Raw genomic sequence first — 24093 nt, forward strand, 5'->3', positions numbered from 1 at the left:
ACTCCTGTTGCTGCAGGAAGTGAATCATGGATAGCTAATCTCATCAATACCCTGATTGGGTTTCGACCCTAGCTTCTCGGCAATCGCATTCAGAATCATGGGCTCGCTCCGCTACATTGGGAGCGGCAATTTCTCCGCTGGTGGTCAACAGGCCGTTAACCAAGAAAATTTGCGACAAGCCCAGTCCGCCAGGGCGCCATCCGTCTGGTGCGATGACGGAGCTCGACCACCCCGTCAACCTACTACGAGAACGTCGCCAAGCGTCTGGATGTTGGTCGCCTGTCGAGACTAACACCAAGGACGAGCCACGCCGGCAAGTTCCCGTCGACGTGGATCGAGTTGTACGTCAAGACCAGTCACATCGTCAGGTCAATCATACGATCCCGCCGGAGCTGCCCTTGATGGCAGGACGTTCCGCAGCGACGCGTGTGCGATAGCCGCTCGCCCGATAGGTTGCGATGGGATCAATTGCACCGCCTGCACGCTGACGAGCTTCGGCCAAGATTGGTTCCACATCCGTCCGATAAGCATGCTTCAAGGTTTCGGTCGCCATGAGCGCGTCGTTTTCGTTCTGGAAGCCTTCCAGCCTCAACCGATCCACAAGCAGGGCCTGTGCGTAAGCGCGACGGATCTCATTCGCAGATGCAATCAAGCTCTCAATCGGGTCAGTCACATTGTGGCTCTGATCGATCATATGAGCCGGGTTAAAGCCTTTGACGCCGCGATGTTCAGCATCTACCAACTCGTTGAACACGAGGAACAGGCGATAGGGCTCGACGGAACCGGCATCCAGATCGTCATCGCCATATTTCGAATCGTTGAAATGAAAGCCCCCCAGCTTGCCGAATTGGATGAGGCGAGCCACGATCATCTCGATATTGGTATTGGGAGCATGGTGGCCGAGATCGACAAGGCAGAAGGCCTTTTCCCCCAGCGTCTGAGCGATCATGTAGTTCGTACCCCAGTCCTGCACCACGGTCGAATAGAAGGCGGGCTCGTACATCTTGTGCTCGGAGAACAACCGCCAATCATCCGGCAGTGCTTTATAGATGTTGCGCATCGAATCCAGATAGCGCTCGAACTGGCGCGTGAAGTTCGACTGACCGGGGAAGTTCGAACCGTCACCGATCCAGACGGTGAGAGCCCTGGCGCCGATGGCATTGCCCAGTTCGATGCATTCCAGATTATGTTCGACTGCCTGGGCGCGGGTGGCGGCATCCACATGCGAAAGGGAGCCGTATTTATAGGAATGCGCCTGATCCGGCGCATCCGAAAACGTGTTGGAATTCATGGCATCGAAGCCAAGCCCCAGTGCATCCCCCTTCGCTTTCAACTCCTTCGGGTCAGCCTTGTCCCACGGAATATGCAGGGAAACTGTGGGCGTGGCGCGCGTCAACTGCTGGATGACGCTGCAATCATCCAGCTTGTCGAAGATATGACGCGGCTCGCCGGGGCCCGGAAAGCGCGCAAAGCGGGTTCCGCCCGTGCCAACACCCCAGGACGGAACCGCGACGAAGAAGTCCGCCACCTTGGCGGTGATTGCTTCGATATCAATATTGCTGCGCGCAAGTTTTTCACCCAGTGCAGCAAAATCCGCCTTATGAGCGGAAGAACGCTTATCGTTCTGGTCGGCAATGACATCTGCCGCGATTTTCAAATTGGTCATTTTTTCCTCCCGAGGATGCGGCACCTGCTGGCAGCAGCCCTTGCGCCTTGCGGCGAAGAAGGGCTGCCCAGGACAGGCATGTTACCGCGTGAAGCTCTGCGCGTTACCCGCATCCACGTTGATGATATTGCCGGTGGATTTGGCAGAAAGATCGGACGCGAAGAAGTAGATGGCTTCCGCGATGTCTTCGGGGAAGACATTGAGCTTGAGCATCGAGCGCTTGCGGTAATGCTCCTCCAGATCCGTTACATCGATTTTCGAAGACGCGGCGCGCTGTTCACGCCATTCGCCATTCCAGATTTTTGATCCGCGCAGCACGGCATCGGGATTGACGGTGTTGACGCGAATGCCAGCCTCCGCGCCTTCAAGAGCCAGGCAGCGGGCGAGATGGATTTCCGCAGCCTTTGCGGTGCAATAGGCCGAGGCATTGGGTGAGGAAGCGAGACCGTTTTTCGAAGCAACAAACACGATATTTCCACCAAGATCCTGACGGCGGAACAGGCGGAACGCTTCACGCGACACCAGGAAGTAGCCGGTCGCCAGGATGTTGATGTTCTTATCCCACATGGCGAGCGTGGTTTCTTCCACCGGCGCAGAAGAGGCAATACCCGCGTTGGAAACGAGGATGTCGACACCACCAAACTCGACGCATGCCTCTGCAAAGGCGCCCTTTACGGCGTCTTCGCTGGTGACATCAAGTTGCACGGAACGAACAGCATCATCGCTGAAGCGCTTTGCGAATTCGGCGTTTGCAGAAGACAGTGCCTCGGCATCAATATCGGCCAGCACAACGCAGGCCCCTTCCGCCATCAGGCGCTCGGCCGTCGACCGGCCAATACCGCCAGCGCCACCGGTGACAAACGCAACCCGACCGGCAAGGCTTTTCGGCTTTGGCATGCGCTGAAGCTTGGCTTCTTCCAACAGCCAATACTCGATATCGAAGGCTTCCTGTTCGGGCAGACCCTGATATTCGGAGACTGTGGATGCACCGCGCATGACATTGATGGCGTTGACGTAGAATTCGCCGGCAATGCGCGCGGTCGCCTTGTCCTTGGCGAAAGACAGCATGCCAATGCCCGGGATGAGGAAGATCACCGGGTTAGGATCGCGCATTTTCGGCGAGTTTTCGTGCTTGCAGGCTTCGTAGTAGCGCGTGTAATCGGCGCGGTAATCCGCCAGAGCCTTATCCAGCCCTTCGATGACCGCATCCACATCCGGCTTGGCGGGATCAAAATTGACGATCAGCGGGCGGATTTTCGTACGAAGAAAGTGATCCGGGCAGGATGTGCCAAGCGCGCCAAGCGCATGCAGATCCTTGGAATTCACAAATTCAAGCACGGCATCCTGATCGTCGAAAGCGCCGAGCTTGCGTTCGGTCTTGCCGATGCGGCCGCGGATGACAGGCATAAGGCGGGCTGCAACGGCGCGGCGCTCAGCCGCCGGCAGGCTCTGCGTCACCGCGCCGCCAAAGATGACCTTGCCTTCCGTTTGCTGCGCAAACCACTCAATTGCCTTGTTGATGATGGCAAGCGTGAGTTCGTAGCAATCCTTGGCATCATTAGCCCAGGTGAACAGGCCATGGCTTTCCAGCACGACCCCCTTGGCATTCGGATTGGCCTTTACGAAAGCCTCCAGATCGAGGCCCAGCTGGAAGCCGGGGCGGCGCCAGGGCAGCCAGCCAATGTCGGCTCCGAAAATCTGCTGGGTCAGTTCTTTCGAATTCTTGGAGGCCGCAATCGCAATGATTGCATCCGGATGCATGTGATCTACATGTGTAAAGGGAACGAAGCCGTGCAGCGGTGTATCGATGGAAGCCGCGCGCGGGTTGAGATTGAACGTGCAATGGGGCAGGAAGCCAACCATTCGGTCTTCATCGTGAACGCCCTGATAGATGCCTTTCAGCGCTTCCAGCTTTTCCTGATAAAGCGTGGCAAAACCATCCAGCTTGATGGTGCCGACATCGCCGCCGGAGCCCTTCACCCATAGCACCTGAACCTTCTGCCCGGTGAGAGGATCGGTTTCCATGACCTTGGCTGAGGTGTTGCCACCGCCGTAATTGGTGATGCGCTTGTCAGCACCCAGCAGGTTGGAGCGATATAGCAGCTTGCCCGGCTCATCCAGTTTCGCCGCATAAGCATCGTCCCAACGATTTTCGAGAAGGCGGGGTTGGCCCGACATGCAAATTCCTCCCATGTTATCGCCAAGAAGGCGACGCATCTAAGTTCCACGCAGGATATGGCGCAGTCACACGTTAGTTGTCAATCACAAACGATCACCAACGCTCATTGTGCAGCGCACAGTAATCTTTTTTGATCGTTTGTGATTGACATCCTAAAGAGTTTACGAATAGATCGAATTCAGGAGGACAGACATGCACGAACGTGAGCGGCATCGCATTATTCTCAGCGCGGTTCAGGAAAAGCCTGTTGTGACTGTGCAGGATATTGCCGAACTGACGGAAGCGTCGGAGGCGACGATCCGCAGAGATATTGCGGCTCTGCATGTGCAAGGGCGCCTAAGGCGGGTCCGTGGTGGCGCGGAAGCCGTTCATCCTCCGCAACAGGGAAATCTGGCGGCGCGCCCGTTTCGCGTGTCAGAACCGGTCAACATCGACAAGAAACGCGCAATTGCGCGCGCCGCTGTGGATTTATGCCAGGAAGGTGATTCCATTATCATCAATGGCGGCACCACTACATTCCAGATGGTGCACTTCATGTCTGCCCGCCGTCTGCAGGTGATGACAAACTCCTTTGCCATTGCCGAACATCTAGTGAAGCAATCGAAATGTACGGTTTCAGTGCCGGGGGGCGCGATTTACCGCGACCAGAGCCTGATTCTTTCGCCTTTCGAGAATGACACGATCCGCAGTTTCTATGCCCGACGCATGTTTATTGGCGCGCAGGGCATTTCATCCCATGGCGTGATGGAGCCGGATGCACTGGTGATCCAGAGCGAACAACGGCTGATGCGGCAGGCAGACGAGCTGATCGTGATGGTGGATTCAAGCAAGTTCGCCAAGCGCTCCAGCCTCATTCTGTGCCCTCTGGAAAACGTATCCACCATCATCACCGATGACGGTGTGCCGGAAGAAGCGCTTCTGATGTTGGAAAATGCGGGCATCAAGGTTTTGACGGTGAAGCCCATCGCAGCGCCGGTCAAGGAGAATGCTTCTTCGGTCGCCTGAGGAAAACGCGATCGAGGATGAGGAGACCAACGGTTCTTTACTTAGGGAGGAGTGGACTATGAAACTGACAAGAAGAACTTTTGCGGCCGCAACGCTTGCACTGGCCGCATCTGTATCCATGGCCGGCATGGCATCTGCAGCCGACATGAAAATCGCGCTGGTGGTCAAATCGCTCGGCAACGGTTTTTTTGAAGCGGCAAACAAGGGTGCGGAAGAAGCTGCCAAGGAACTGGGTGGCGTCAAGATCATCTATACCGGCCCGACCAGCACAACGGCGGAAGGCCAGATCGAAGTGATCAATTCGCTGATCGCCCAGGGCGTCGATGCCATTGCCATTTCCGCCAACGATCCGGACGCCGTGGTTCCAGCGCTAAAGAAGGCCGCACAGCGCGGCATCAAGGTAATCTCATGGGATTCCGGCGTCGCTCCGGCAGGCCGCATCATGCATCTCAACCCGTCCTCCAACGAGCTGATCGGCAAGATGTGCCTGACGCTTGCCAAGAATCATCTGCCGGATGGCAAGGGTGATTTCGCTATTCTGTCTGCCACCACCACTTCGACCAACCAGAACATCTGGATTGCCGAAATGAAGAAGCAGCTGAAGGATTTTCCCGGCCTGAACCTCGCCACCACCGTGTACGGCGATGACCTGGCCGACAAGAGCTATCGCGAAGCGCAGGGCCTGCTGACATCGCAGCCGAATGTGAAGGTCATCGTCGCGCCGACCACGGTTGGCGTTCTGGCGGCTTCGCAGGCGGTGAAGGATGCGGGCAAGATCGGTCAGGTTTACGTGACCGGCCTTGGCCTTCCGTCCGAAATGGCGGGTGCGATCAAGTCTGGCGCGACGAAGGAATTCGCGATCTGGAACCCGATCGATCTTGGCTATTCCGCCACACAGATCGCCTATCATCTCGTCAAGGGTGATGCGACAGGCAAGCCGGGCACCGATATCAAGGCGGGCCGCATGGGCACGATCAAGATTGGCGACAATGGCGAAGCCGCGATGGCCGATCCATTCGTCTACAATTCTTCGAACATCGATCAGTTCTCGAAGATTTTCTGATCGTCGCACTTTCGAAAATCTCCCTCTGGCCTGCTGCCCGTCTCCCCTACCCGGGGGAGACCTGCTCTCATGGCATTGTTCAGCAATGTGCCAAGAGATTTCGGCAGGCCGACCCCTCCCCTGTGTGGGAGGGTCAGGGAGGGTTCTCTGGATGAAATCAACAATGAATGCTGTGGCACCGATGACCATGATCACTCCGCTTGCCGATGCAGAACCCGTTCTGGAAATGCGTGGCATCAGCCAGATTTTTCCGGGTGTGAAGGCGCTGGATCAGGTTTCCATCAGCCTTTATCCCGGCCAGGTTACGGCACTGATTGGCGAAAACGGTGCGGGCAAATCCACGCTTGTGAAAATCCTCACCGGCATCTATCGCCCCACGGAAGGCGAAATCCTGATCAATGGCGCGCGCGTGCAATTCGGTAGTGCGCAAAGCGCAATCGATGCGGGTGTCACCGCCATTCATCAGGAAACGGTTCTGTTCGATGAACTGAGCGTTGGCGAAAACATCTTTCTCGGTCACGCACCGCGCACCCGTTTCGGCACGATTGACTGGCGCACGATTAACGACCGCTCACGCGAACTTCTGCGCCAGCTGGAAAGCGAGATCGATCCAAGCATCCGGCTCAAGGACCTTTCGATTGCCCAGCGGCACCTCGTGGCGATTGCGCGCGCACTCTCCGTCGAAGCGCAGATCGTCATCATGGACGAGCCCACCGCTGCCCTTTCACGAAAGGAGATCGACGACCTATTCCGCATCGTCGAAGGCTTGAAGCGGCAGGGGAAAGCCATTCTCTTCATCAGCCACAAGTTTGATGAGGTCTACGAAATCGCCGAAAACTTTGCCGTGTTCCGCGATGGAAAGGCGGTGGGCCATGGGCGATTGAAAGACACGCCGCAGGCAGACATCGTGCGCATGATGGTGGGCCGCGATGTGCACAACGTCTTTCCCAAAACCAATGTGGAAATCGGCAAGCCGGTCCTCAGCGTCGTGGGCTATAGCCACCCCACGGAATTCCGCGATATTTCCTTTGAACTCCGGCAGGGTGAGATCCTCGGCATCTACGGACTGATCGGGGCCGGGCGCTCCGAACTGTGCCAGTCGCTTTTCGGCATCACCCGCCCCTCCTCCGGCTCGCTGATTCTGGACGGCAGAACAGTTGATATACGTTCCTCGCGAGATGCGATCGCAGCGGGTCTGGTCTATGTGCCGGAAGAACGCGGCCGCCACGGGCTGGCGCTGCCCATGCCAATTTACCAGAACATGTCACTGCCTTCGCTGGGCCGCACATCGCGTTCCGGCTTTCTGAATGCCGCAAACGAACTGAAGGTTGCCCGGCAATATGCCGAGCGGCTGGATCTGCGCGCGGCGGCGCTTTCCGTTCCGGTCGGCACGCTTTCCGGCGGCAACCAGCAGAAGGTGGTCATCGGCAAGTGGCTGGCCACCCAGCCCAAAGTCATTATTCTGGATGAACCGACAAAAGGCATCGACATCGGCTCAAAGGCCGCTGTCCATGGCTTTATTTCCGAGCTTGCCTCCCAAGGCCTCTCCATCATCATGGTCTCTTCCGAACTGCCGGAGATTCTCGGCATGTCGGATAGAGTCATGGTGATGCGGGAGGGGCTGATGGCAGGGCTTTTTGACCGGGCAGATGCCACAGCCGAACAGCTGGTGCGCGCCGCCACCGGCAATGCGTGAGAGTGTTTCATGAACCGTTTTCTCAAAAGCCGCGAACTGCTTCTCACCGGCATCATCATGGTCATGGTGGCAGGCTTTGCCAGCCGGGCGCAGGGCTTTGCGGAGCCCCGCAACCTTGCCAATATCTTCAATGACACCTCGATCCTGATCATGCTGGCGCTGGCACAGATGACGGTGATCCTGACCAAATCCATCGACCTTTCCGTTGCCGCCAATCTTGCCTTTACCGGCATGGCGGTTGCGATGACCAATGCCGCCTTTCCCGATCTACCACTTGTTGTGCTGATCATCATGGCGCTGGGCATTGGTGCCGCTCTCGGCGCAATCAATGGCTTCCTTGTTTGGAGCCTGCAAATTCCGCCGATTGTCGTGACCTTGGGCACGCTGACCATCTATCGCGGCATGGCCTTCGTGCTTTCTGGCGGAAGCTGGGTGAACGCACACCAGATGACAGCAACCTTCCTGAACGTGCCGCGCACGGAAATTCTGGGCCTGCCCGTCCTTTCCTGGATCGCTGTGCTGGTCATTGCCTTCATGTGGTTTCTGCTCACCAGAACGCCCTTCGGCCGTGCCGCCTATGCCTCTGGCGGCAATGCCACCGCCGCTGTATATGCAGGCATCAATATCGGGCGCACGCGGTTTTTCGCCTTCGTTCTATCCGGCGCCATGGCCGGTTTGTGCAGCTATCTCTGGGTTTCGCGCTACGCAGTCGCCTATGTGGATATTGCCAGCGGCTTCGAACTCGATAGCGTGGCAGCCTGCGTGATTGGCGGCATTTCCATTGCCGGGGGCATTGGTTCCGTCGCAGGCGCTGTTCTCGGCTCGCTCTTTCTGGGCGTCATCAAGAACGCACTTCCCGTCATCGGAATTTCACCCTTCGCCCAAATGGCAATTTCCGGCGTGGTCATCGTGCTGGCTGTGGTCTTCAATGCCCGCGCCGAAGCTCGCAAGGGCCGCATCATTCTGCGCGACCGCGCAAATACCGAGGTATCCGCATGAGCGAGACCGTATCTTCACCCACCACCCGCCGCGCTATTCCGGATAGGCTAGGAACGCCGGTCAGTCGCATTCTGGCCAGTTGGGAAGTTCTGCTATTTGGCGTGGCCGTGCTGATCTTCATCGCCAATTCGCTGGCATCGCCCTACTTCCTTGATGCCTGGAACCTCTCCGACGCCACATTCAATTTTACCGAAAAAGCGATGATTGCCTTTGCCATGGCCATGCTGGTGATTGCCGGGGAAATCGATCTTTCGGTAGCAGCCATCATTGCACTCGCTTCCACGGCCATGGGTGCGGCGGCGCAGTTTGGCATTGGCACACCCGGTCTCGTGGCCATCGGCATCGGTGTCGGGATTGCCTGCGGCGTGTTCAACGGGACGCTGGTAGCCGTGTTCAAGCTGCCCTCGATCGTGGTCACCATCGGCACGATGAGCCTGTTTCGCGGCATTTCCTACATCACACTGGGCGACAAGGCCTATGGCGGCTATCCGGAAAGTTTCGCCTATTTCGGCCAGGGCTATTTGTTCTGGGTCTTTTCTGTCGAGTTCGGCCTCTTCCTGCTCTGCGCTGCCATCTTTGCGGTGCTGCTGCACGCCACCAATTTCGGTCGTCAGGTTTACGTAATCGGAAATAACGATTTCGCCGCACGTTTTTCCGGCGTGCCAGTGGAGCGGGTGAAATTCATTCTCTTCCTGCTGACCGGCCTGATGAGCGGCATTGCTGCTGTCTGCCTCACCTCGCGCCTGGGCTCCACGCGCCCCTCCATCGCGCAAGGGTGGGAACTGGAAGTTGTCACCATGGTGGTTCTGGGCGGCGTTTCCATTCTCGGCGGTGCAGGCACGATTGCGGGCGTCATTATTGCCGCCTTCGTCATGGGTCTCGTCACCTTTGGTCTGGGGCTGCTCAATGTGCCCGGTATCGTGATGTCGATCTTTGTTGGCCTTCTTCTCATCATCACCATCGCGCTGCCTATTCTGGCGCGCCGCATCAAGCAGGCATCGAAATCATGAGCCTTGAAAAACACGCCTTCAAGATGAAGCTGAATCCCGGCATGCAGGCTGAATATAAAAAGCGGCATGACGAGATCTGGCCGGAACTGGTGGAGCTTTTGGCCAAAGCTGGCGTCAGCGACTATTCCATTCATCTCGACCCGGAAACGAACATCTTGTTCGGCGTGCTCAGTCGTCCCAAAGACCATGGCATGGCAAGCCTGCCCGATCATCCGGTCATGAAGCGCTGGTGGGCGCATATGGCCGATATCATGGAGACAAACCCGGATAACTCTCCTGTGGCCATCGATCTTGTGCCGGTGTTTTATCTGCCATGAGCGAGGTCAGGCACATTGCCGTTCTGGATATCGGCAAGACCAATGCCAAGGTGCTGGTGCTGGATTGCGCCACCGGCGAAGAGCTTGATGTGCGACGCCGGTCGAACAAGGTTGTTCCGGGCGAACCCTATCCCCATTACGATATCGATGGGCTGTGGCGTTTTTTCTGCGAATGCCTTGCGCAATTCAGCGCTGCTCCCGGCTTCGACGCAATATCCATTACCGCGCATGGCGCTTCGGGCGTATTGCTTGACGAAGCGGGCGGACTGGCCATGCCGGTGCTGGATTATGAATATGAGTACCCGGAGGCTATCCGGACCGCTTATGCGGCGCTTCGCCCGCCTTTCCCAGAGACGTTTTCACCGGCTCTATCCGGCGGCCTCAACCTTGGCGCGCAAATCCACTTCCAGAGAAGTGTTTTCCCGGAAGCGTTCGCTAAGGTCCGCACAATCTTGACCTATCCGCAATACTGGGCCTACCGGCTGACGGGCATAGCGGCGAATGAGGTAACATCTCTCGGCTGCCATACGGACCTCTGGCAACCGGGTCAGGCGGCCTTTTCATCACTCGTAGATCGGCTGGACGTTCGCGAGAAGATGGCACCGGTTCGCTCTGCATTCGATGCACTCGGGACGGTAAAAGCAGATCTGGCCGCGGAACTGGGCCTGCGACAGCCCGTGCCGGTCTATTGCGGTATCCATGATTCCAATGCGTCGCTGCTGCCGCATCTGGTGGGGCGTGAACCACCCTTCGCGGTGGTCTCCACCGGCACATGGGTCATCAACTTTGCGGTTGGCGGTGATCTGGAACATCTCGATCCATCAAGGGACGCTCTTGCCAATGTCGATGCCTATGGTCGACCCGTGCCCTCATCGCGCTTCATGGGTGGGCGTGAGTTTGAAATGCTGGTCGCAGCGCTCGGGCCGCCCGAGATGTCCGCAGCAGAGCGAGCGGTGCCCAACGCACTTCAAAAACGCATCATGCTGATGCCAAACCTCGCTGCGAAATCAGGTCCCTATCCTTTGGCAGAGACTCGATGGCTCAGTGCAGATGAGGCCCCTGTCGAAGAAAAATGGGCGGCGGCCTGTCTCTACCTTGCCCTCATGACGAGGACTTGTCTTGATCTTATAGGCGCGCAAGGGCCCATCCTGGTAGAAGGGCCGTTTTCTGCGAATCTCATCTATCTGAAAGCGCTGCGAGCACTGATGATGAGGCCTGTCTTCGCTGTCTCAGGATCAACAGGCACCAGTCTGGGTGCAAGCTTGCTCGCAGGCGGGGTTTCGCATCAAACTGCGGTGGCGGTTGAAGGCACCTATGATGCCAATCTCATGCAAGCCTATGCGTCGTTCTGGCAGTCTGAACTCCAACCTCAGGGCAAGGCCAAGTAGACAGGATTAGCCAAGGGCCAGTGAATCAAGTCAGGTGGGTAAAAATCCGCTTCAGCTTGCTGTTCTCCTCCTCAAGCTGGCGAAGATGCTTCATCTCGGACGGCATCAAGCCCGCACACGTCTTGCGCCAATTGCAAAACGTGGCATCGAAAATTCCCGCCTCGGCAGACCTGCCCGATCGGCGTGCCATCCTCTGCTTGCTTTAGCACAAAAGCGATCGGCACTTCCAAAAACTTGGACGCTTTCACCGAATTCTGCTCTTCTTCCCAACCGGGATCATAAGCGGAAAATTCCAGCTCCGAATGGCTCAATTTATTGGGTGCACGTCAAACGAGGTCAAGGTCACTCGCAGGAAATCACTCGCAGGAAATCACCCGCGACATTTCTGGCGTCAACGGATCCTTTGCCCGGAGCCCCTGATCGTAATAGCATAGCTAAAAATTTCCCAATTGCTGTAACTGTACCCTTGCCGTTTACGGGGACACAAATGAATAGTTTTTCAAAGATCGAGGCTGATATCTCCAGTATTGTGCTCAATCGCCAGGATACTGCTCCACTTTTCCTGCAATTGACGAACTCGCTGCGATCACTAATTCTTTCTGGTAGCCTTGTACCTGGCGTAAGATTGCCAGCCAGTCGCCGGTTGGCTGAAACGCTTGGCATCAGCCGCAATGCCGTCAACGATGCATTTACTCTTCTGCATGCGGAGTGTCTGATCGAAATTCGCAAGGGATCAGGCACCTACATTGCCCAGCGCCGGGATCAGCAGGCGCAGTCTTGTCCGATCACTTCCCCGGATTTGCTATCGTCAAGATCCAGAAAACTTATGGGGCAGTCGAACCGCTGGGCACTCGCCTCACCGGATGCTGTTCTGGCACCGGGCATTCCCGCCCTTCAGCATTTTCCGGTCGAACGCTGGAACAAGAGTGTTCTACGCGGCTCGCGTGCCTCTTCAAAAAGTGCCTGGTCCAATCAAGATCCGCGCGGATACCTACCGCTAAGGCAGGCCATTGCGGCCCAGATCGGCCCCAGCAGAGGCGTACTTTCATCCCCTGAGAACATCATAATTCTATCAAGTTCACGCGAGGCATTTCAAATGTCCGCCCTGCTGCTGCTGGAGGTTGGCAGCGCTGCTGCTGTTGAAGATCCCTGCCTTCCGGAACTGACCGCAACCTTAACCTTGACCGGCAATTGCGCGCTGGCTTGTCCCACCGACGACGAAGGTATCGAAACCGCATCCCTCGAGCGGTTGGCACAAATAGACAATATCCGCTTGGTTTTCACGACGCCTACGCATCAATATCCATCCGGAGCGGAGCTGAGCCCGAGACGGCGCGCCAGTCTTCTCAAACTGGCGAAAAAGCACGATTTCTATATTGTCGAGGATGATTACGATGGCGAATTCCGCTCATCAGTCAGACGGCAGCAGTCACTGTTCGGACTGGATGTGGATCGGCGTGTCATTTATGTTGGCACGTTCTCGAAATCTATAGCGCCCTCCCTGCGGCTTGCTTTCATGGTAAGCCCGCCGGAGCTTGTTGACGCTTTCGTTGCATTGAAAACCCTGCGGGACGGCTCGGTCAGTCTGCCCCTGCAACTGGCCATGCATGATTTCATTGCGTCTGGTTATTTTACCCGGCATCTCGTGGAAATGCGTCAGCTCTACCGCATGCGGCAACTGGCATTGGCGGAAGAATTGCGCTCGCTGCTGGACGGTACCATGACAGTCAATGCAGAAGGCGACGGTCTGCACTTGGTCGGACATCTTCCAGCGTGCATTCCAGACCGGCACGTTGCCAGCGCGGCGGCAAAGCGGGGAATAGGCGCGACCGCTTTATCTAGCTATTGCCTGCAACGAAGCGATCTCAATGGCTTGATCATGGGCTTTGCAGGATGGGATGCGAGCAAGCTCAAGGAAGCTGCAAGAACGATAGCCAGCATCGTGAGAAATGGTTCCTGACTTTTGTTTAAATTGGTACTTTTCGCGCCTCACCTACTGCGCTACTAGCGCAAAAAAAGATGTGGTGAAGCAGCGTACTTCACTCTTAAGTTGATTGTTTGGCACGCGCTCTTTCTAGAGCGATTTTATTCTTTTTCAGCCTAATGAGCAGGCGCGAAAGCGTCTGAAGGGGACTCATGCCATTTCAAAATTCCATTTCAGACAAGAACCATTTCAATCTGGTCGATTTCGCCGGAATTGGCTTCGGCCCGACCAATATCTCCGTGGCTATTGCCATGGAGGAACTGCGGCCAGAGCTTTCGGCGAGCTTCTTCGAAGCCCAACCCAGCTTTGGCTGGCACAAGGGTTTGCTGCTGGGCGGCGCAACCATGCAGGTTTCGTTTCTCAAGGATCTGGTCAGTTTTCGTAACCCAAGAAGTCGTTTTAGCTTCACCTCTTTTCTGCACGAAAAGGGCCGCCTTGCGGATTTCGCCAACCTCAAGACGTTCTTTCCGAGCCGTATCGAGTTTCATCAATATCTTGAATGGTGCGCGCAAGCGTTCGCATCTCAGGTAAACTATGGCGAGCGGGTGGAAGAAATTTCACTGATAGAGCCGCAGGGCAGCTCGGCGCCGGGCTTCCGTCTGCAAGTTGCGGGCGCTGATGGGCAGCGCCGGATTTTTGCCCGCAACGTCATTTTTGCAGGCGGCCTCTGCCCACAAGTTCCCGAAACCCTGCGCGGCAAAAGCGGCGTGTTTCACACCAGTGAGCTTTTGCCGAACATGCAACGCCTGCGCCCCGGCAGCCGGGTGGCCGTTGTGGGAGCCGGACAGAGCGCCACGGAAGCCGCAAACTACATTTACGATAACGTTCCCGGTTCCATAGTTCACGCCATTGTGCCGCGCTTCGGCCATAGCCCCGCCGATGACAGCCCCTTCGTGAATCAGGTCTTCGACCCTGAACACGTGGAAAGCTTCTTCAACGCACCAGCATCGATCCGGGAAAAGATCCTCTCGGTGCATGCTTCCACCAACTATGCGGCTGTGGATCTGGCCGACATCGAAGCGCTTTACCAGCGCTGGTATATGGACAGATTGACGGGCGAAGGACGTCTACACCTGCATCGCATGTCGCGCCTGATCGACGCCACACATATCGGCAGCACAGTTGTTGCCACGGTCAATCATGAGCTCACGCAAACCACCTCGCAGTTGGAATTGGATGCCGTCATCTGTGCGACCGGATACCGGCCGCGCGACGTGCGCGACCTGATGGATGAGCGGACGCGCGAGGCACTGCGCACAAACAATGATGGCAGCCTAGATGTGGACAGGCTCTACCGCGTTGGCTTCGATCTTCCGCATGCACCTGCCCTGTTCGTGCCGGATATGTGCGAAAAAACGCACGGCCTGAGCGCTACCCTGATTTCCAACATGGCCGTACGTGCCGGGGAAATCGTGCAGAGCCTGCCGCACCACCACAACACAAAGCTACCGCTTTCCGAAGTTGCCTGACGCTGAGTCTATTCGGTCATTTCCATTTTATCCAAAGTGATTTTGTAACGATGAAAAAGATATCGATGTTCGAGGCGCAAACGCGCTCCTACAATCTGGATTGCCGCTATGTTCAACTGGCTGGCAGCAATGCGAACCTCATGGGTTGCGTGCTGGCACCGGGCGAACAATCCGAAGGTCACAACCATCTTGAACAGGAAATCTTCATCTTCACCGATGGCATTGGCCGCGTCGAAACCGGGGGTCATGTGGTCGATGTTGGCCCGGGCGATGCTGTTCTGTTCGAAGGGTTCGAAAACCATATCATCACCAATACAAGCGGCGATGCGCCCTTGCGCTTTCACTCGATCTACTGGGAAGGCGGGGCACGCACCTCAACGCAGACCGATGATACCGAACGCGACCTGCTGATTTTCTCCACCCCGCCAACCCCCAATGGCGACCTGCACCTTGGCCACCTTTCCGGTCCCTATCTGGCGGCTGATGTGCTTCGCCGTGTGGCAGCTCGGTCTGGACGTAAGGCGCGCCACGTTACGGGCCGTGACGACCACCAGACCTATGTGGAAACCTGCGCCCGGCGCGAAGGCATGAATTCCATGCAGTGTGCCGATCACTACGCAGCCGCCATTCGAGCCACCTGGCAGAGCTTTGGCATTCCCCTCAACGGCTTCATCGAACCCAAGGCCGACGCCGCCTATGCGGATTTTGTGAAGGCTGGTCTGCGTCGCCTTCATGAACGCGGTCTAATTAAAGAAATCACCGCACCGGCCTATTTCGAGCCATCCGGTATTCAGGCCCACGAGGCTCATATTTCCGGTGCCTGCCCGCACTGCAATGAATCCAGCGATGGCAATGCCTGCGAAGCCTGCGGACGACCAAATCACTGCGTTGATCTGGGTGGCGCAAAGAGCAAGACGGGCGCGCCTCTGGAAATTCGCGAGCATAAACAGCTTGTTTTCCGTCTCTCCTCCTTCGCCGATCAACTTGGGCAATATGTGAAGACAGCAAACATGCCTGCTCATGCACTGGCGTTGAGCCTGCGGATGATCCGCGACGGCTTGCCGGATATTGCCATCAGCCATCGCAGTGATTGGGGCATCCGCCACGATCTCGCAGGCTTTGAGGATCAGGTGGTTTACGTATGGTTCGAGATGGCCTTTGGATATCTCTGGGCTGCTGGCGCAGATAAAGGCGGCAGTTTCGATGACCAGATTGCCCGTGCGGCGCTGACCTATAACAACGGCGACGTGACGCACTGCTACGGCTTCGACAATGCCTATTATCACACCCTGCTTTTCCCCGCCGTCTACATGGCTTTGGGTCTGACGCCCCCCTCCACGCACATTGTCAACGAGTTGCTTGATCTGGACGGAGCGAAATTCTCAACCAGCCGCCGTCACCTCATATGGGGACGCGACCTCATCCGGTCGGTTCCGCTGGATTACGCGCGCTACATGCTGATGTCTCGTCGCCCCGAGGGACGCCGTGAAAACTTCGTGCCCAAGGCGGCGATTACAGAAATCAATAGCATTTTCGCCGAAAAGCTGAATAGAATCATCGAGCGCTTCGCAGAAATCGCCAAGGTCATGGACGGAAAATCCTGCGAACCCGGCGCGTGGCTTCCCGACCAGCGGCGCTTTTTCGCCTTCCTTCAACGGCAGGATCTGGCCCAGCAGGATGCTGCGTCGGCAGATGGCTTCTCGCCACGGCGCCTCGCCGCCAACATTCGCGAAATCATCGAGGAATGCGAAGCCTTCCAGGCCACGCAATCCTGCCTGTTCGCCGATGCCTCGACCTTCAATTACGCCCGCACCGCGCAAGCGCTGACAGGTCTGGCGCTGACCTTGGTTGCACGCGCCGCAGACCCGATTATGCCAGAGTTGGCAGCGCAGCTCAGCCGCTTGCTGGAACTGAAGGAGGCCGAACTCGCCATTCACGCCACGGCCACGTTCATGCCAAGCGGAAGGCAACTTGCGTTGGATAATCTTCTCGTCCTGCCGCATCTGGATGAAAGCGTTGCAGAACACATCATGCCGAAGTTCGACGGCGCAGCCACGATGGCGCTTGCATCATGAAGAATGCGGGGCCGCTCAGAATTGGCGTGACGGGTCCATTCAGCGGCCCCAGAAGCGCCTATGGCGATATGCTGAAATCTGTATCGCAAGGTTTTTCGGACAGTTGTGAATTGGTATTTGGCGATGACGAAGCACGCCCCGAAAAGGCGGTAACGGTAGCGGATCATTTCATCCAGCAGGAAGTGGATGCCGTGATCGGCCATTTCAACAGCGAATGCGCAAGGCAGGCGGGAAGGCTTTACCGGCAGCATGGCATTCCCTTCGTGATGCCAGCCTCGACAGCACCAGACCTGGTCGAGGTCACATCGGGTTTCAGAATATGCCCTTCGGACCGTGCGCAGGTTGCGGCCATGGCGGAATGGCTGCAGCAGAACCACTTTGCGGCAGCCATCGAAACGGATGACACTGCCTATGCCGCAAGGCTGGCGAGCCTGCTGCGAGATGAATATCCGCAGGTGGAAACGGTGGTTTCGAAAGAAAAGCGGGTACACATTCTGCTCGGAACCCATGTTTGGGTCGCTGCTCAGATCATCCAGCGCAATGGACCAGAACAGATCTATCTGGTGCCTGACGACTGTGCAGTGGCCGAATTTGATGAACTGCTGGGCGACGTAGAGCGTGCGGTTCATGTGGTGCGGCCAAACCCCACCTTCGATCAAGCCGTCGCCATCGCCTTCCAGCTTGTTTTGTCTGCAAAAGCGCAAGGGGCGGATTTGAGCCAGGCATTGAAAGTCAGCCCGGACTTTCACAATGGCGAGTTCAGGCAGGCAGGTTTCACCGTCGAAAAGCTACGGATCGCAACAGGACACAACACTGCCACGCCCCACCAGATGCGAGATCTTGCATCATGAACGACACGCTCATGACCGACGAGAGCCGATTGCGGCGCGAACACCATAAAGGCCATTACGACCGCGAAACCGTCTATCGCATTCTTGACGAAAACCCTTTCTGCCACCTGGCTTTTGTTCAACAGGGGCAGCCGGTCGTCATTCCAACCATGCAATGGCGCGTGGGCGACATGGTGTACTGGCACGGCTCCTCAAAAAGCCGGATTGCGCATGGCAGCGACAGTGCCAAAGTTTGCCTGACGGCCTCGCGCATAGACGGGCTGGTGCTGGCCCGCTCCGCCTTTGAACATACGGTCAATTTCGAAAGCGTTGTCGTCATCGGCGAAGCACAGCGCTTCGAAGATACAGCGCAAAAGACCGCGCTCTTGGAGTCCTTCTTCGACCATCTCTTTCCCGGACGCTGGGATGCGCTGCGAGCAATGACGGCCAGCGAGTTGAAAGCCACCGCCGTGATGGGCCTGCCGCTTCATTCCGCCTCCGCCAAGATCCGTCGTGGGCCGCCGAATGAACCTGAGGAAGATAGGGCAACCCCCGTATGGGGTGGTGTTTTGCCAATAGCGATGCAGTTCGGCAAGCCGCTTCCCGATGAATTCAACCAGATGCCGGAGCCGGGTTACCTGGCCCGCTTAAGGACGAAGCCATGAGCAGCACACTTGATGAAGCCCAGACAACGGGCGAAGAGCGCGTTATCGCCGTGCCGCAACTTGTGGCCTATTACGTGACGAACCTGATTGGCGCGGGAATTTTCGTTATTCCTGCCATTGCACAGGAAAGGGCCGGAACCTGGGTGCTGGGTGCCTGGCTCTTCCTGACGCTTTGCTCCTGGCCGATGGCACGTATCTTCGCACGTATCTCTCTGGATTACCCGAACAATAATGGCATCCTGCATTTCATTTCACAATGCGGCTCTCCCCGGTTGGGCTATGCACTCTCCATGCTGACGATGCTGATCATGATCGGGGGCAACCCCATCATGGGCCTTGTGGCGGCGCGCTATGCCATTGCCGCATTCAATATTCCGGGTGAATGGCTTTATGAGCTCGGTATCGGTTTCATGCTGCTCAGTGTTGGCTTCAACATGCTGGGCTTGCGCAATTCGGCGCGTGTGCAAACCACACTTGTTGTTCTAACCACCACCTGCCTGCTGAGCCTGGTGGGGCTGGTATTTGCCAACAGTGGCACGACATCATGGCCGGAAAGCAGCAGCTTTGAGGTAGAGCAGTTCCTCGGCGCACTGGCAATCTGCTTCTTCACTTTCCTCGGCTGGGAAAACGTTTCTACGATTGCGCCAAGTGTGCGAAAGCCGGAGCGAAGCTTCCGCCTTGCAACGCTCATTTCCGTGCCCTTGGTCGGTCTTTTGTATCTCTCTGTTGCCATTGCCCTTTTGCTGGTGACACAGGGAACAATCCGCACCGGTGATTATGCTGTGCTGGATCATCTGGTCAGTGGTGCAGGCTTTGGTAATGCCACTCTGTTCACCAACTGCCTTGCGCTGGTCGTTGTCATCCTTTCCACGAATGCCTGGGTTCTGGCAGCCAGTCGGCTATTGGCCGCAACGGCCCGTGATGGCCATTTGCCTGCTGTTTTTGCACGGCAAGGCAAGGCTCAGATTCCCTTCCACGCGCTGGCGGCCCTTGCGGTGACCTATACGCTCACCCTGCTGATCTTCCGATCGTCCAGCAATGCGGAAGGAACCCTGATCGAGTTTGTGTCAGGAGGCTTCGTGCTGATCTACGCGACGACCTTTGCCTTGGCGGTTAGGCGCTACCGAAAGGAAAGTGTGGTCATTCACGCGCTGGCGTCTCTCATCCTCTGCCTGGTGTTCGGCCTGAGCGTCCCCGTGCAGTTGAGCGCAGCAACTGCCATTGCAGCAGCCATATGGCTGATTTCCGGCTGGGGAAGCATACAGGCGGCAGGCATTCGCTCTTCGGCAAAATGACAGCTAATCTTCAGATCCTACTTTATAACGACATGACGGTTTCAGTATGAACGCTCGTTTTGCTCCCATTTATCAAGGCGTAGAAGCCCCTGATCGCTATGATCACTATCGCTTCGACAAGGCTATTCTAAAGGACATCAAGTCGCTTGAGACGGATAACTGGCATGGCATCCTCTATATTATAAAGGATTTTGCCGTGATTGGTTTTCTGGTCTGGCTGTGTCTTGGGGTAAGCTGGTGGTTTTATCCGCTATCGCTGATCATGATTGGCGCGCATCAACGGGGAATTTCCACCATTCTACATGATGCCGCCCATGGGGTTTTGGCTAAAAACCGGCGTTTGAATTTCGTTCTCGGCACCTTTCCAACTGCATGGCCCATCTTTCAGCGGTTCTATGCCTACAAAGAATCCCATGTTCACAACCACCATCCTTTCCTCGGCAGGGCGGATGCAGACCCGGATCTGGAGTTCTTCATTGCGGAAGGTGTTTTCACCCCCCGCTCCGATAGGGCATTTCTGTGGAAGGTCATCATCCTGCCTCTTCTGGGCTCAAAGACCTACGCCTATCTGAAATACCTCGTTCACAACCGTTACCGAATGATTGTCGAAGGTCTTTCGGGCAAGCAGGAAAGCAACCGTGCCAAGCGAAACGAAGGCTGGCGCTATGAGTTCGACCGATACGGCTTCTACGCGTTCTGGCTCTGCGTTACCGGGCTCAGCCTCTGGAGCGGCACATTCCTCGAACTGATGCTGCTGTGGGTCGTTCCCTACCTGAATCCTTCCACATCATTGGCTGGTTCATTGAAATGTCAGAGCATTGCAGCTCTATCGATGAGCAGACGGTCAACATCCACATGGCGCGCAATCGCCGCAGCCGACATATCGAAAAATGGCTGACGGCGATCAATAACGACCACCACCATCTGGATCATCATCTCGACCCGACAACGCCATTCTGGCGCTTACCAGAAGCCATGCACATTCGCATGCGTGATCCTGTCTATGCCGCGCATTGCGCCCAGACCGGCGGCATCTTCCAACGCGGCCCGAAGGGCGAGCCCTCGATCGTGTCGCTGATCCGCGATCAAAACCGCCGACGCTTTCAGCAAGCAACGGCAGCAGCACGCCAACTGAATGTCCATCCAACCATTTTGAGGGAAAATGGCTCATGTTGAACAGACTTGCTGATGCGCAAGCGGCCCAATCCGTTTCTAGCGATGACCAGATGCGACCCGAGACGCTGGTGCTCCACAGTGCCTACCGCTTCGATCCCGCGACATTTTCCACCACCGTGCCTCTTTATCTTTCCAATGCCTTTGCATTCGAGAGCGTAGAGCACGCCTCGGACGTTTTCGATCTGCGGCAGGAAGGGCGCACCTACAGCCGCCTGATGAACCCCACCACAGATATTTTCGAACGGAGGATTGCAGCACTGGAAGGTGGCAAGGCCGCATTGGCCACGTCCTCCGGTCAGGCGGCCATCATGCTGGCGTTGCTGAACCTTGCGCAAGCGGGTGACAATATCGTCAGTTCATCGCATCTCTACGGCGGTACGATCAATCTTCTCGGCACCACGTTCAAGCGGCTTGGTATAGAAACCCGTTTTGTCGATCCACAAGATCCGGAGAGCTTCCGCGCGGCTTCGGATGAACGCACACGTGCCTGGTTTGCCGAAGCGCTTCCAAATCCGCGCCTGACGCCATTCCCACTCGTTGACGTTGGCGCACTGGGCAAGCAGGCGGGCATTCCACTCATCATCGATAATACGATGACACCACTGATCAGCAAACCGCTGGCACTTGGCGCCAATATCGTCATCCATTCCACATCGAAATATATCTGCGGTCATGGCACAACCATTGGCGGCGTCATTGTCGATGGCGGAAATTTCGACTGGCAAGCCCATGGCGAGCGCTTCCCGCTGATGGTTCAACCGGATAAGGCGCATGGCGGCATTCAGTGGGCGGAGGCTGCTGGACAGCTTGGCGGCATTTACGGGGCCAGCGCCTATCTTCTGAAAATGCGCAATACGCTCATGAGGGACTTCGGCCCCTGCCCCTCACCTTTCTCGTCTTTCCTGTTCCTTCAGGGACTGGAAACGCTGCCCCTCAGAATGCCGCGCCATTGCGACAATGCAAGGCAGCTTGCAGAATTCCTGCAAAATCATCCGCGCATCACCAGGGTGACTTACCCCAATCTGCTGAAGGGCGCAGACAAGGAGAGGGCACAGCAAAACTTAGGTGGTCTGGGCGGCCCCATGCTGGTTTTCGAACTCGATGGCGGCATTGAAGCCGGACGAACCTTTATTGAGCGACTTAAACTTCTGTATCATGTTGCCAATATTGGCGATGCGCGCTCATTGGCAACGCATCCGGCCTCGACCACGCACGCCTCTGTTTCGCCCGAAGCACGCATTGCCTCTGGCGTGAGCGATGGGATGGTCCGCATTTCTGTCGGTCTGGAACATATCGCGGACATTATAGCTGACGTGACGCAGGCGCTGGAAAGGGCATGAAGCGCGATCATAAATCGAAAATAGGGCCACCTGTTGTAGGGGTGATGACCGATCGACGATCTGTTGATGACGTGGCAGAAGACTGCGTTCGTGTTCGCTATCTGGAAGCTTTAAGCCAATCGGCAGGCGTTGCGCCGCTGCTTCTGCCGACAGACTGCACAGACGAATATGTAGCCGCCTATATGGCAAGGCTGGATGGGCTGCTGCTGACCGGAGCTGCCTCAAATGTCGATCCGCGTCTATACGGCGGATCGAGTGCTCCGCCCGAAACACTTGATCCACACCGGGATAGAACCGTGATGGCTGCGATTAAAGCCGCCATCTCTGTCGGGCTGCCTGTTCTGGGGATATGCAGGGGCTTGCAGGAGTTGAATGTCGCTCTGGGTGGCACGTTATGTCCGGAAATTTCGAATGGTCCGCATCGGCTGGTACACACAGAGAATCTGAGCCTTGCACGCGACGATCAGTACCGGCCTGTCCACAAAATACAGGCTGAAGGAAATGGCGTGATTGCCCAGTGCCTACGCGCCTGCGCCGTAGACGGCCACGTGTTGGTCAACAGTCTACACGGGCAGGGCATTGGTCAATTAGCCGACACTCTTGCGGTAGATGCCTACTCCACAGATGGGGTGATAGAAGCCGTATCCCTTCCCGCAGCAGCAGGCTTCGTTGCGGCGGTGCAGTGGCATCCCGAATGGTTTCATAACGAAGACGGTGTGAGTTCCAGCATTTTCAGGCGGTTTGGTGCAGCCTGTCGCAGCTACCAGCAAGGAAAGATGATAGCATCATGACAAGCCTGAAGCAGTCCGCCATTATCGGAGCCGTCTTCGCGGTGCTGGCCGCACTTTCCAATGGCACAGTGGGCGTGCTTTCTCGCGCGGCCTTTCACCAGGGGCTCGATGCCTCAACCGTGGCCTTTGCACGTTGTGGAGTGGCATTGTTGGTGGTGAGCCTGATCGTGCTAGCCAGCAAGGGATGCGTGGCCAAGATTTGCGCTGGCTTTCGCGACTCCTGGAAAATTGCCATCTGCTCAGCGCTTGGCATTTTCACGCTCTACCATTTTGAGACACAAGCACTGTCCTTCGCCTCCATTCCCCTTGTTTCCATACTGGTTTTTGCGGGTGGGCTGGGGGCCATTGCACTGGACATCTTCATTTTAAAAGAAAAAGTCACGCCTCGAAAAATACTTGCCATGGTACTGGTGTTCGGTGGCGGCGTGTTTCTCATTGCAGGTGACGGTTTGGCAACCGGCAGCATGTGGGGCGTAAGCCTGGCTTTGATCGCAGGCTTTGGCTATGCCAGCTTCATGTTCAGTTGGAAGTTCTTCAAGCTGAAGTCATGCCTTGAAAATTTCTGGTGGTTTCTGGCCTATGGCTTTGCCATGCTGGCAATACCGTATGTCGCTTCGGGCGCCCCCGCCCTGCCGCTAGCCACCTTGCCCAACCTGCTGGCTCTTGGACTTATTCCCTCTCTCTGCGGCTTCTATTGCACTATTGTCGCACTCCATCACATTGAAGCCTATAAAGCGCAGGTTATCGAGTCGAGCGAACCCTTTTTCTCCGCCTTGTTTGCTGCAATAATTTTTGGAGAATGGTTGACAGGAGAGGCGAGCGTTGCGGGATTAGCTATTATCTGCGGAGCACTTATGACATCGCTCCCTGAAGCATCTGATGTACCGCCAACCAGGGTCGGTTCGAATTCCGAGCGAAACGACGCGCAAGTGACCAACGAGCTTTAGCTGGCTTGGGTGCAAAAATCCGTTGATGCCAGAGAGCGTTCCCTTGCGAATTTCGCGTGGCTGTGGAGGGGCTTCCTACCTCAGCCACGCGGTTTTGGCGTCGAAATTCAGCGCGATAAGAGCCATAGCCTCGGTGAGTACGCTGGACACAACCTTCAGGGCTCGTTCAACAATGCGAGCTTCGCCAGGGATGTCTCG

At 56.6% G+C, this 24093-nt stretch carries 20 protein-coding genes and 1 pseudogene; 18 read left to right on the plus strand and 3 right to left on the minus strand.

Features of this window, described 5'->3' with window-relative positions; all coding sequences use genetic code 11:
* Positions 1-373: 373 nt before the first annotated feature.
* Together rhaI and ACFSE1_RS17620 are read right to left on the minus strand one after the other, a co-directional pair.
* Complete coding sequence (gene rhaI / locus ACFSE1_RS17615; RefSeq protein ID WP_377404320.1) at positions 374-1666, minus strand: L-rhamnose catabolism isomerase; 1293 nt, start codon at positions 1664-1666, stop codon at positions 374-376.
* 81 nt (positions 1667-1747) lie between these two features.
* On the minus strand, positions 1748-3844 hold the full coding sequence (locus ACFSE1_RS17620) for a bifunctional rhamnulose-1-phosphate aldolase/short-chain dehydrogenase (RefSeq protein ID WP_377404323.1): 2097 nt from the start codon (positions 3842-3844) through the stop codon (positions 1748-1750).
* A 193-nt stretch (positions 3845-4037) separates the two neighbouring features.
* On the opposite strand from ACFSE1_RS17620, the gene ACFSE1_RS17625 reads away from it, so the two are divergent.
* From ACFSE1_RS17625 to ACFSE1_RS17655, 7 genes are all read left to right on the plus strand, one after another.
* Positions 4038-4850 (plus strand): DeoR/GlpR family DNA-binding transcription regulator, encoded by an 813-nt coding sequence (locus ACFSE1_RS17625; protein WP_377404326.1) that lies wholly within the window; start codon positions 4038-4040, stop codon positions 4848-4850.
* Positions 4851-4908: 58 nt separating this feature from the next.
* The gene (gene rhaS, locus ACFSE1_RS17630; RefSeq protein ID WP_377404329.1) at positions 4909-5913 is read left to right on the plus strand and encodes a rhamnose ABC transporter substrate-binding protein; all 1005 of its coding nucleotides are present in this window, start codon (positions 4909-4911) and stop codon (positions 5911-5913) included.
* A gap of 163 nt (positions 5914-6076) precedes the next feature.
* A complete protein-coding gene (locus ACFSE1_RS17635; protein WP_377404543.1) occupies positions 6077-7609 on the plus strand; it encodes a sugar ABC transporter ATP-binding protein in 1533 nt (510 codons plus the stop codon).
* A 9-nt stretch (positions 7610-7618) separates the two neighbouring features.
* On the plus strand, positions 7619-8608 hold the full coding sequence (locus ACFSE1_RS17640; protein ID WP_377404332.1) for an ABC transporter permease: 990 nt from the start codon (positions 7619-7621) through the stop codon (positions 8606-8608).
* The gene (locus tag ACFSE1_RS17645; protein WP_377404335.1) at positions 8605-9618 is read left to right on the plus strand and encodes an ABC transporter permease; all 1014 of its coding nucleotides are present in this window, start codon (positions 8605-8607) and stop codon (positions 9616-9618) included. The genes ACFSE1_RS17640 and ACFSE1_RS17645 overlap by 4 nt, the downstream gene beginning before the upstream one ends.
* The gene (gene rhaM, locus ACFSE1_RS17650; protein WP_377404338.1) at positions 9615-9935 is read left to right on the plus strand and encodes an L-rhamnose mutarotase; all 321 of its coding nucleotides are present in this window, start codon (positions 9615-9617) and stop codon (positions 9933-9935) included. The genes ACFSE1_RS17645 and rhaM overlap by 4 nt, the downstream gene beginning before the upstream one ends.
* Positions 9932-11323, plus strand: coding sequence for an FGGY-family carbohydrate kinase (locus tag ACFSE1_RS17655; protein ID WP_377404341.1), 1392 nt, complete (start codon positions 9932-9934; stop codon positions 11321-11323). The genes rhaM and ACFSE1_RS17655 overlap by 4 nt, the downstream gene beginning before the upstream one ends.
* Before the next feature lie 31 nt (positions 11324-11354).
* Here ACFSE1_RS17655 and ACFSE1_RS17660 read toward each other — a convergent pair.
* Positions 11355-11571, minus strand: a pseudogene (locus ACFSE1_RS17660) (transposase); the annotation flags it as partial.
* A gap of 239 nt (positions 11572-11810) precedes the next feature.
* On the opposite strand from ACFSE1_RS17660, the gene pdxR reads away from it, so the two are divergent.
* From pdxR to ACFSE1_RS17715, 11 genes are all read left to right on the plus strand, one after another.
* Positions 11811-13283, plus strand: coding sequence for a MocR-like pyridoxine biosynthesis transcription factor PdxR (pdxR, locus tag ACFSE1_RS17665; RefSeq protein WP_377404546.1), 1473 nt, complete (start codon positions 11811-11813; stop codon positions 13281-13283).
* 176 nt (positions 13284-13459) lie between these two features.
* Positions 13460-14776, plus strand: coding sequence for a lysine N(6)-hydroxylase/L-ornithine N(5)-oxygenase family protein (locus ACFSE1_RS17670; protein ID WP_377404344.1), 1317 nt, complete (start codon positions 13460-13462; stop codon positions 14774-14776).
* 50 nt (positions 14777-14826) lie between these two features.
* Positions 14827-16851, plus strand: a complete 2025-nt coding sequence (locus ACFSE1_RS17675; protein WP_377404347.1) for a class I tRNA ligase family protein — start codon at positions 14827-14829, stop codon at positions 16849-16851.
* Positions 16848-17702 (plus strand): ABC transporter substrate-binding protein, encoded by an 855-nt coding sequence (locus ACFSE1_RS17680; protein ID WP_377404350.1) that lies wholly within the window; start codon positions 16848-16850, stop codon positions 17700-17702. The genes ACFSE1_RS17675 and ACFSE1_RS17680 overlap by 4 nt, the downstream gene beginning before the upstream one ends.
* Positions 17699-18346, plus strand: a complete 648-nt coding sequence (locus ACFSE1_RS17685; protein ID WP_377404353.1) for a pyridoxamine 5'-phosphate oxidase family protein — start codon at positions 17699-17701, stop codon at positions 18344-18346. Before ACFSE1_RS17680 ends, ACFSE1_RS17685 begins: the two co-directional genes overlap by 4 nt.
* A complete protein-coding gene (locus tag ACFSE1_RS17690; RefSeq protein ID WP_377404356.1) occupies positions 18343-19641 on the plus strand; it encodes an APC family permease in 1299 nt (432 codons plus the stop codon). The genes ACFSE1_RS17685 and ACFSE1_RS17690 overlap by 4 nt, the downstream gene beginning before the upstream one ends.
* Positions 19642-19687: 46 nt before the next feature.
* Positions 19688-20539, plus strand: a complete 852-nt coding sequence (locus ACFSE1_RS17695; RefSeq protein ID WP_377404359.1) for a fatty acid desaturase — start codon at positions 19688-19690, stop codon at positions 20537-20539.
* Positions 20449-20817 (plus strand): hypothetical protein, encoded by a 369-nt coding sequence (locus ACFSE1_RS17700; RefSeq protein ID WP_377404362.1) that lies wholly within the window; start codon positions 20449-20451, stop codon positions 20815-20817. The genes ACFSE1_RS17695 and ACFSE1_RS17700 overlap by 91 nt, the downstream gene beginning before the upstream one ends.
* Positions 20811-22157 carry an O-acetylhomoserine aminocarboxypropyltransferase/cysteine synthase family protein gene (locus ACFSE1_RS17705; RefSeq protein WP_377404365.1) on the plus strand — a complete coding sequence of 449 codons (1347 nt, stop codon included), beginning with the start codon at positions 20811-20813 and terminating at the stop codon, positions 22155-22157. Before ACFSE1_RS17700 ends, ACFSE1_RS17705 begins: the two co-directional genes overlap by 7 nt.
* On the plus strand, positions 22154-22948 hold the full coding sequence (locus ACFSE1_RS17710) for a gamma-glutamyl-gamma-aminobutyrate hydrolase family protein (protein WP_377404368.1): 795 nt from the start codon (positions 22154-22156) through the stop codon (positions 22946-22948). The genes ACFSE1_RS17705 and ACFSE1_RS17710 overlap by 4 nt, the downstream gene beginning before the upstream one ends.
* Positions 22945-23895: a DMT family transporter gene (locus ACFSE1_RS17715; protein ID WP_377404371.1), complete on the plus strand. Its 951-nt coding sequence runs from the start codon at positions 22945-22947 to the stop codon at positions 23893-23895. The genes ACFSE1_RS17710 and ACFSE1_RS17715 overlap by 4 nt, the downstream gene beginning before the upstream one ends.
* The last annotated feature ends 198 nt before the right edge of the window (positions 23896-24093 follow it).

Origin of the sequence: Affinirhizobium helianthi (genome assembly GCF_042680945.1) — a bacterium.
GTDB classification, from domain to species: Bacteria; Pseudomonadota; Alphaproteobacteria; order Rhizobiales; family Rhizobiaceae; genus Neorhizobium; species Neorhizobium helianthi.

Excerpts from the sequence above, each read along its gene's own strand:
- ACFSE1_RS17685 (WP_377404353.1), top strand. The coding sequence starts at position 17,699 with ATGAACGACACGCTCATGACCGACGAGAGCCGATTGCGGCGCGAACAC.
- rhaS (WP_377404329.1), top strand. The coding sequence starts at position 4,909 with ATGAAACTGACAAGAAGAACTTTTGCGGCCGCAACGCTTGCACTGGCC.
- ACFSE1_RS17625 (WP_377404326.1), top strand. The coding sequence starts at position 4,038 with ATGCACGAACGTGAGCGGCATCGCATTATTCTCAGCGCGGTTCAGGAA.
- pdxR (WP_377404546.1), top strand. The coding sequence starts at position 11,811 with ATGAATAGTTTTTCAAAGATCGAGGCTGATATCTCCAGTATTGTGCTC.
- rhaI (WP_377404320.1), bottom strand. The coding sequence starts at position 1,666 with ATGACCAATTTGAAAATCGCGGCAGATGTCATTGCCGACCAGAACGAT.
- ACFSE1_RS17705 (WP_377404365.1), top strand. The coding sequence starts at position 20,811 with ATGTTGAACAGACTTGCTGATGCGCAAGCGGCCCAATCCGTTTCTAGC.
- ACFSE1_RS17680 (WP_377404350.1), top strand. The coding sequence starts at position 16,848 with ATGAAGAATGCGGGGCCGCTCAGAATTGGCGTGACGGGTCCATTCAGC.
- ACFSE1_RS17675 (WP_377404347.1), top strand. The coding sequence starts at position 14,827 with ATGAAAAAGATATCGATGTTCGAGGCGCAAACGCGCTCCTACAATCTG.
- ACFSE1_RS17645 (WP_377404335.1), top strand. The coding sequence starts at position 8,605 with ATGAGCGAGACCGTATCTTCACCCACCACCCGCCGCGCTATTCCGGAT.
- ACFSE1_RS17670 (WP_377404344.1), top strand. The coding sequence starts at position 13,460 with ATGCCATTTCAAAATTCCATTTCAGACAAGAACCATTTCAATCTGGTC.
- ACFSE1_RS17695 (WP_377404359.1), top strand. The coding sequence starts at position 19,688 with ATGAACGCTCGTTTTGCTCCCATTTATCAAGGCGTAGAAGCCCCTGAT.
- ACFSE1_RS17640 (WP_377404332.1), top strand. The coding sequence starts at position 7,619 with ATGAACCGTTTTCTCAAAAGCCGCGAACTGCTTCTCACCGGCATCATC.
- ACFSE1_RS17710 (WP_377404368.1), top strand. The coding sequence starts at position 22,154 with ATGAAGCGCGATCATAAATCGAAAATAGGGCCACCTGTTGTAGGGGTG.
- ACFSE1_RS17635 (WP_377404543.1), top strand. The coding sequence starts at position 6,077 with ATGAATGCTGTGGCACCGATGACCATGATCACTCCGCTTGCCGATGCA.
- rhaM (WP_377404338.1), top strand. The coding sequence starts at position 9,615 with ATGAGCCTTGAAAAACACGCCTTCAAGATGAAGCTGAATCCCGGCATG.
- ACFSE1_RS17700 (WP_377404362.1), top strand. The coding sequence starts at position 20,449 with ATGTCAGAGCATTGCAGCTCTATCGATGAGCAGACGGTCAACATCCAC.
- ACFSE1_RS17715 (WP_377404371.1), top strand. The coding sequence starts at position 22,945 with ATGACAAGCCTGAAGCAGTCCGCCATTATCGGAGCCGTCTTCGCGGTG.
- ACFSE1_RS17620 (WP_377404323.1), bottom strand. The coding sequence starts at position 3,844 with ATGTCGGGCCAACCCCGCCTTCTCGAAAATCGTTGGGACGATGCTTAT.
- ACFSE1_RS17655 (WP_377404341.1), top strand. The coding sequence starts at position 9,932 with ATGAGCGAGGTCAGGCACATTGCCGTTCTGGATATCGGCAAGACCAAT.
- ACFSE1_RS17690 (WP_377404356.1), top strand. The coding sequence starts at position 18,343 with ATGAGCAGCACACTTGATGAAGCCCAGACAACGGGCGAAGAGCGCGTT.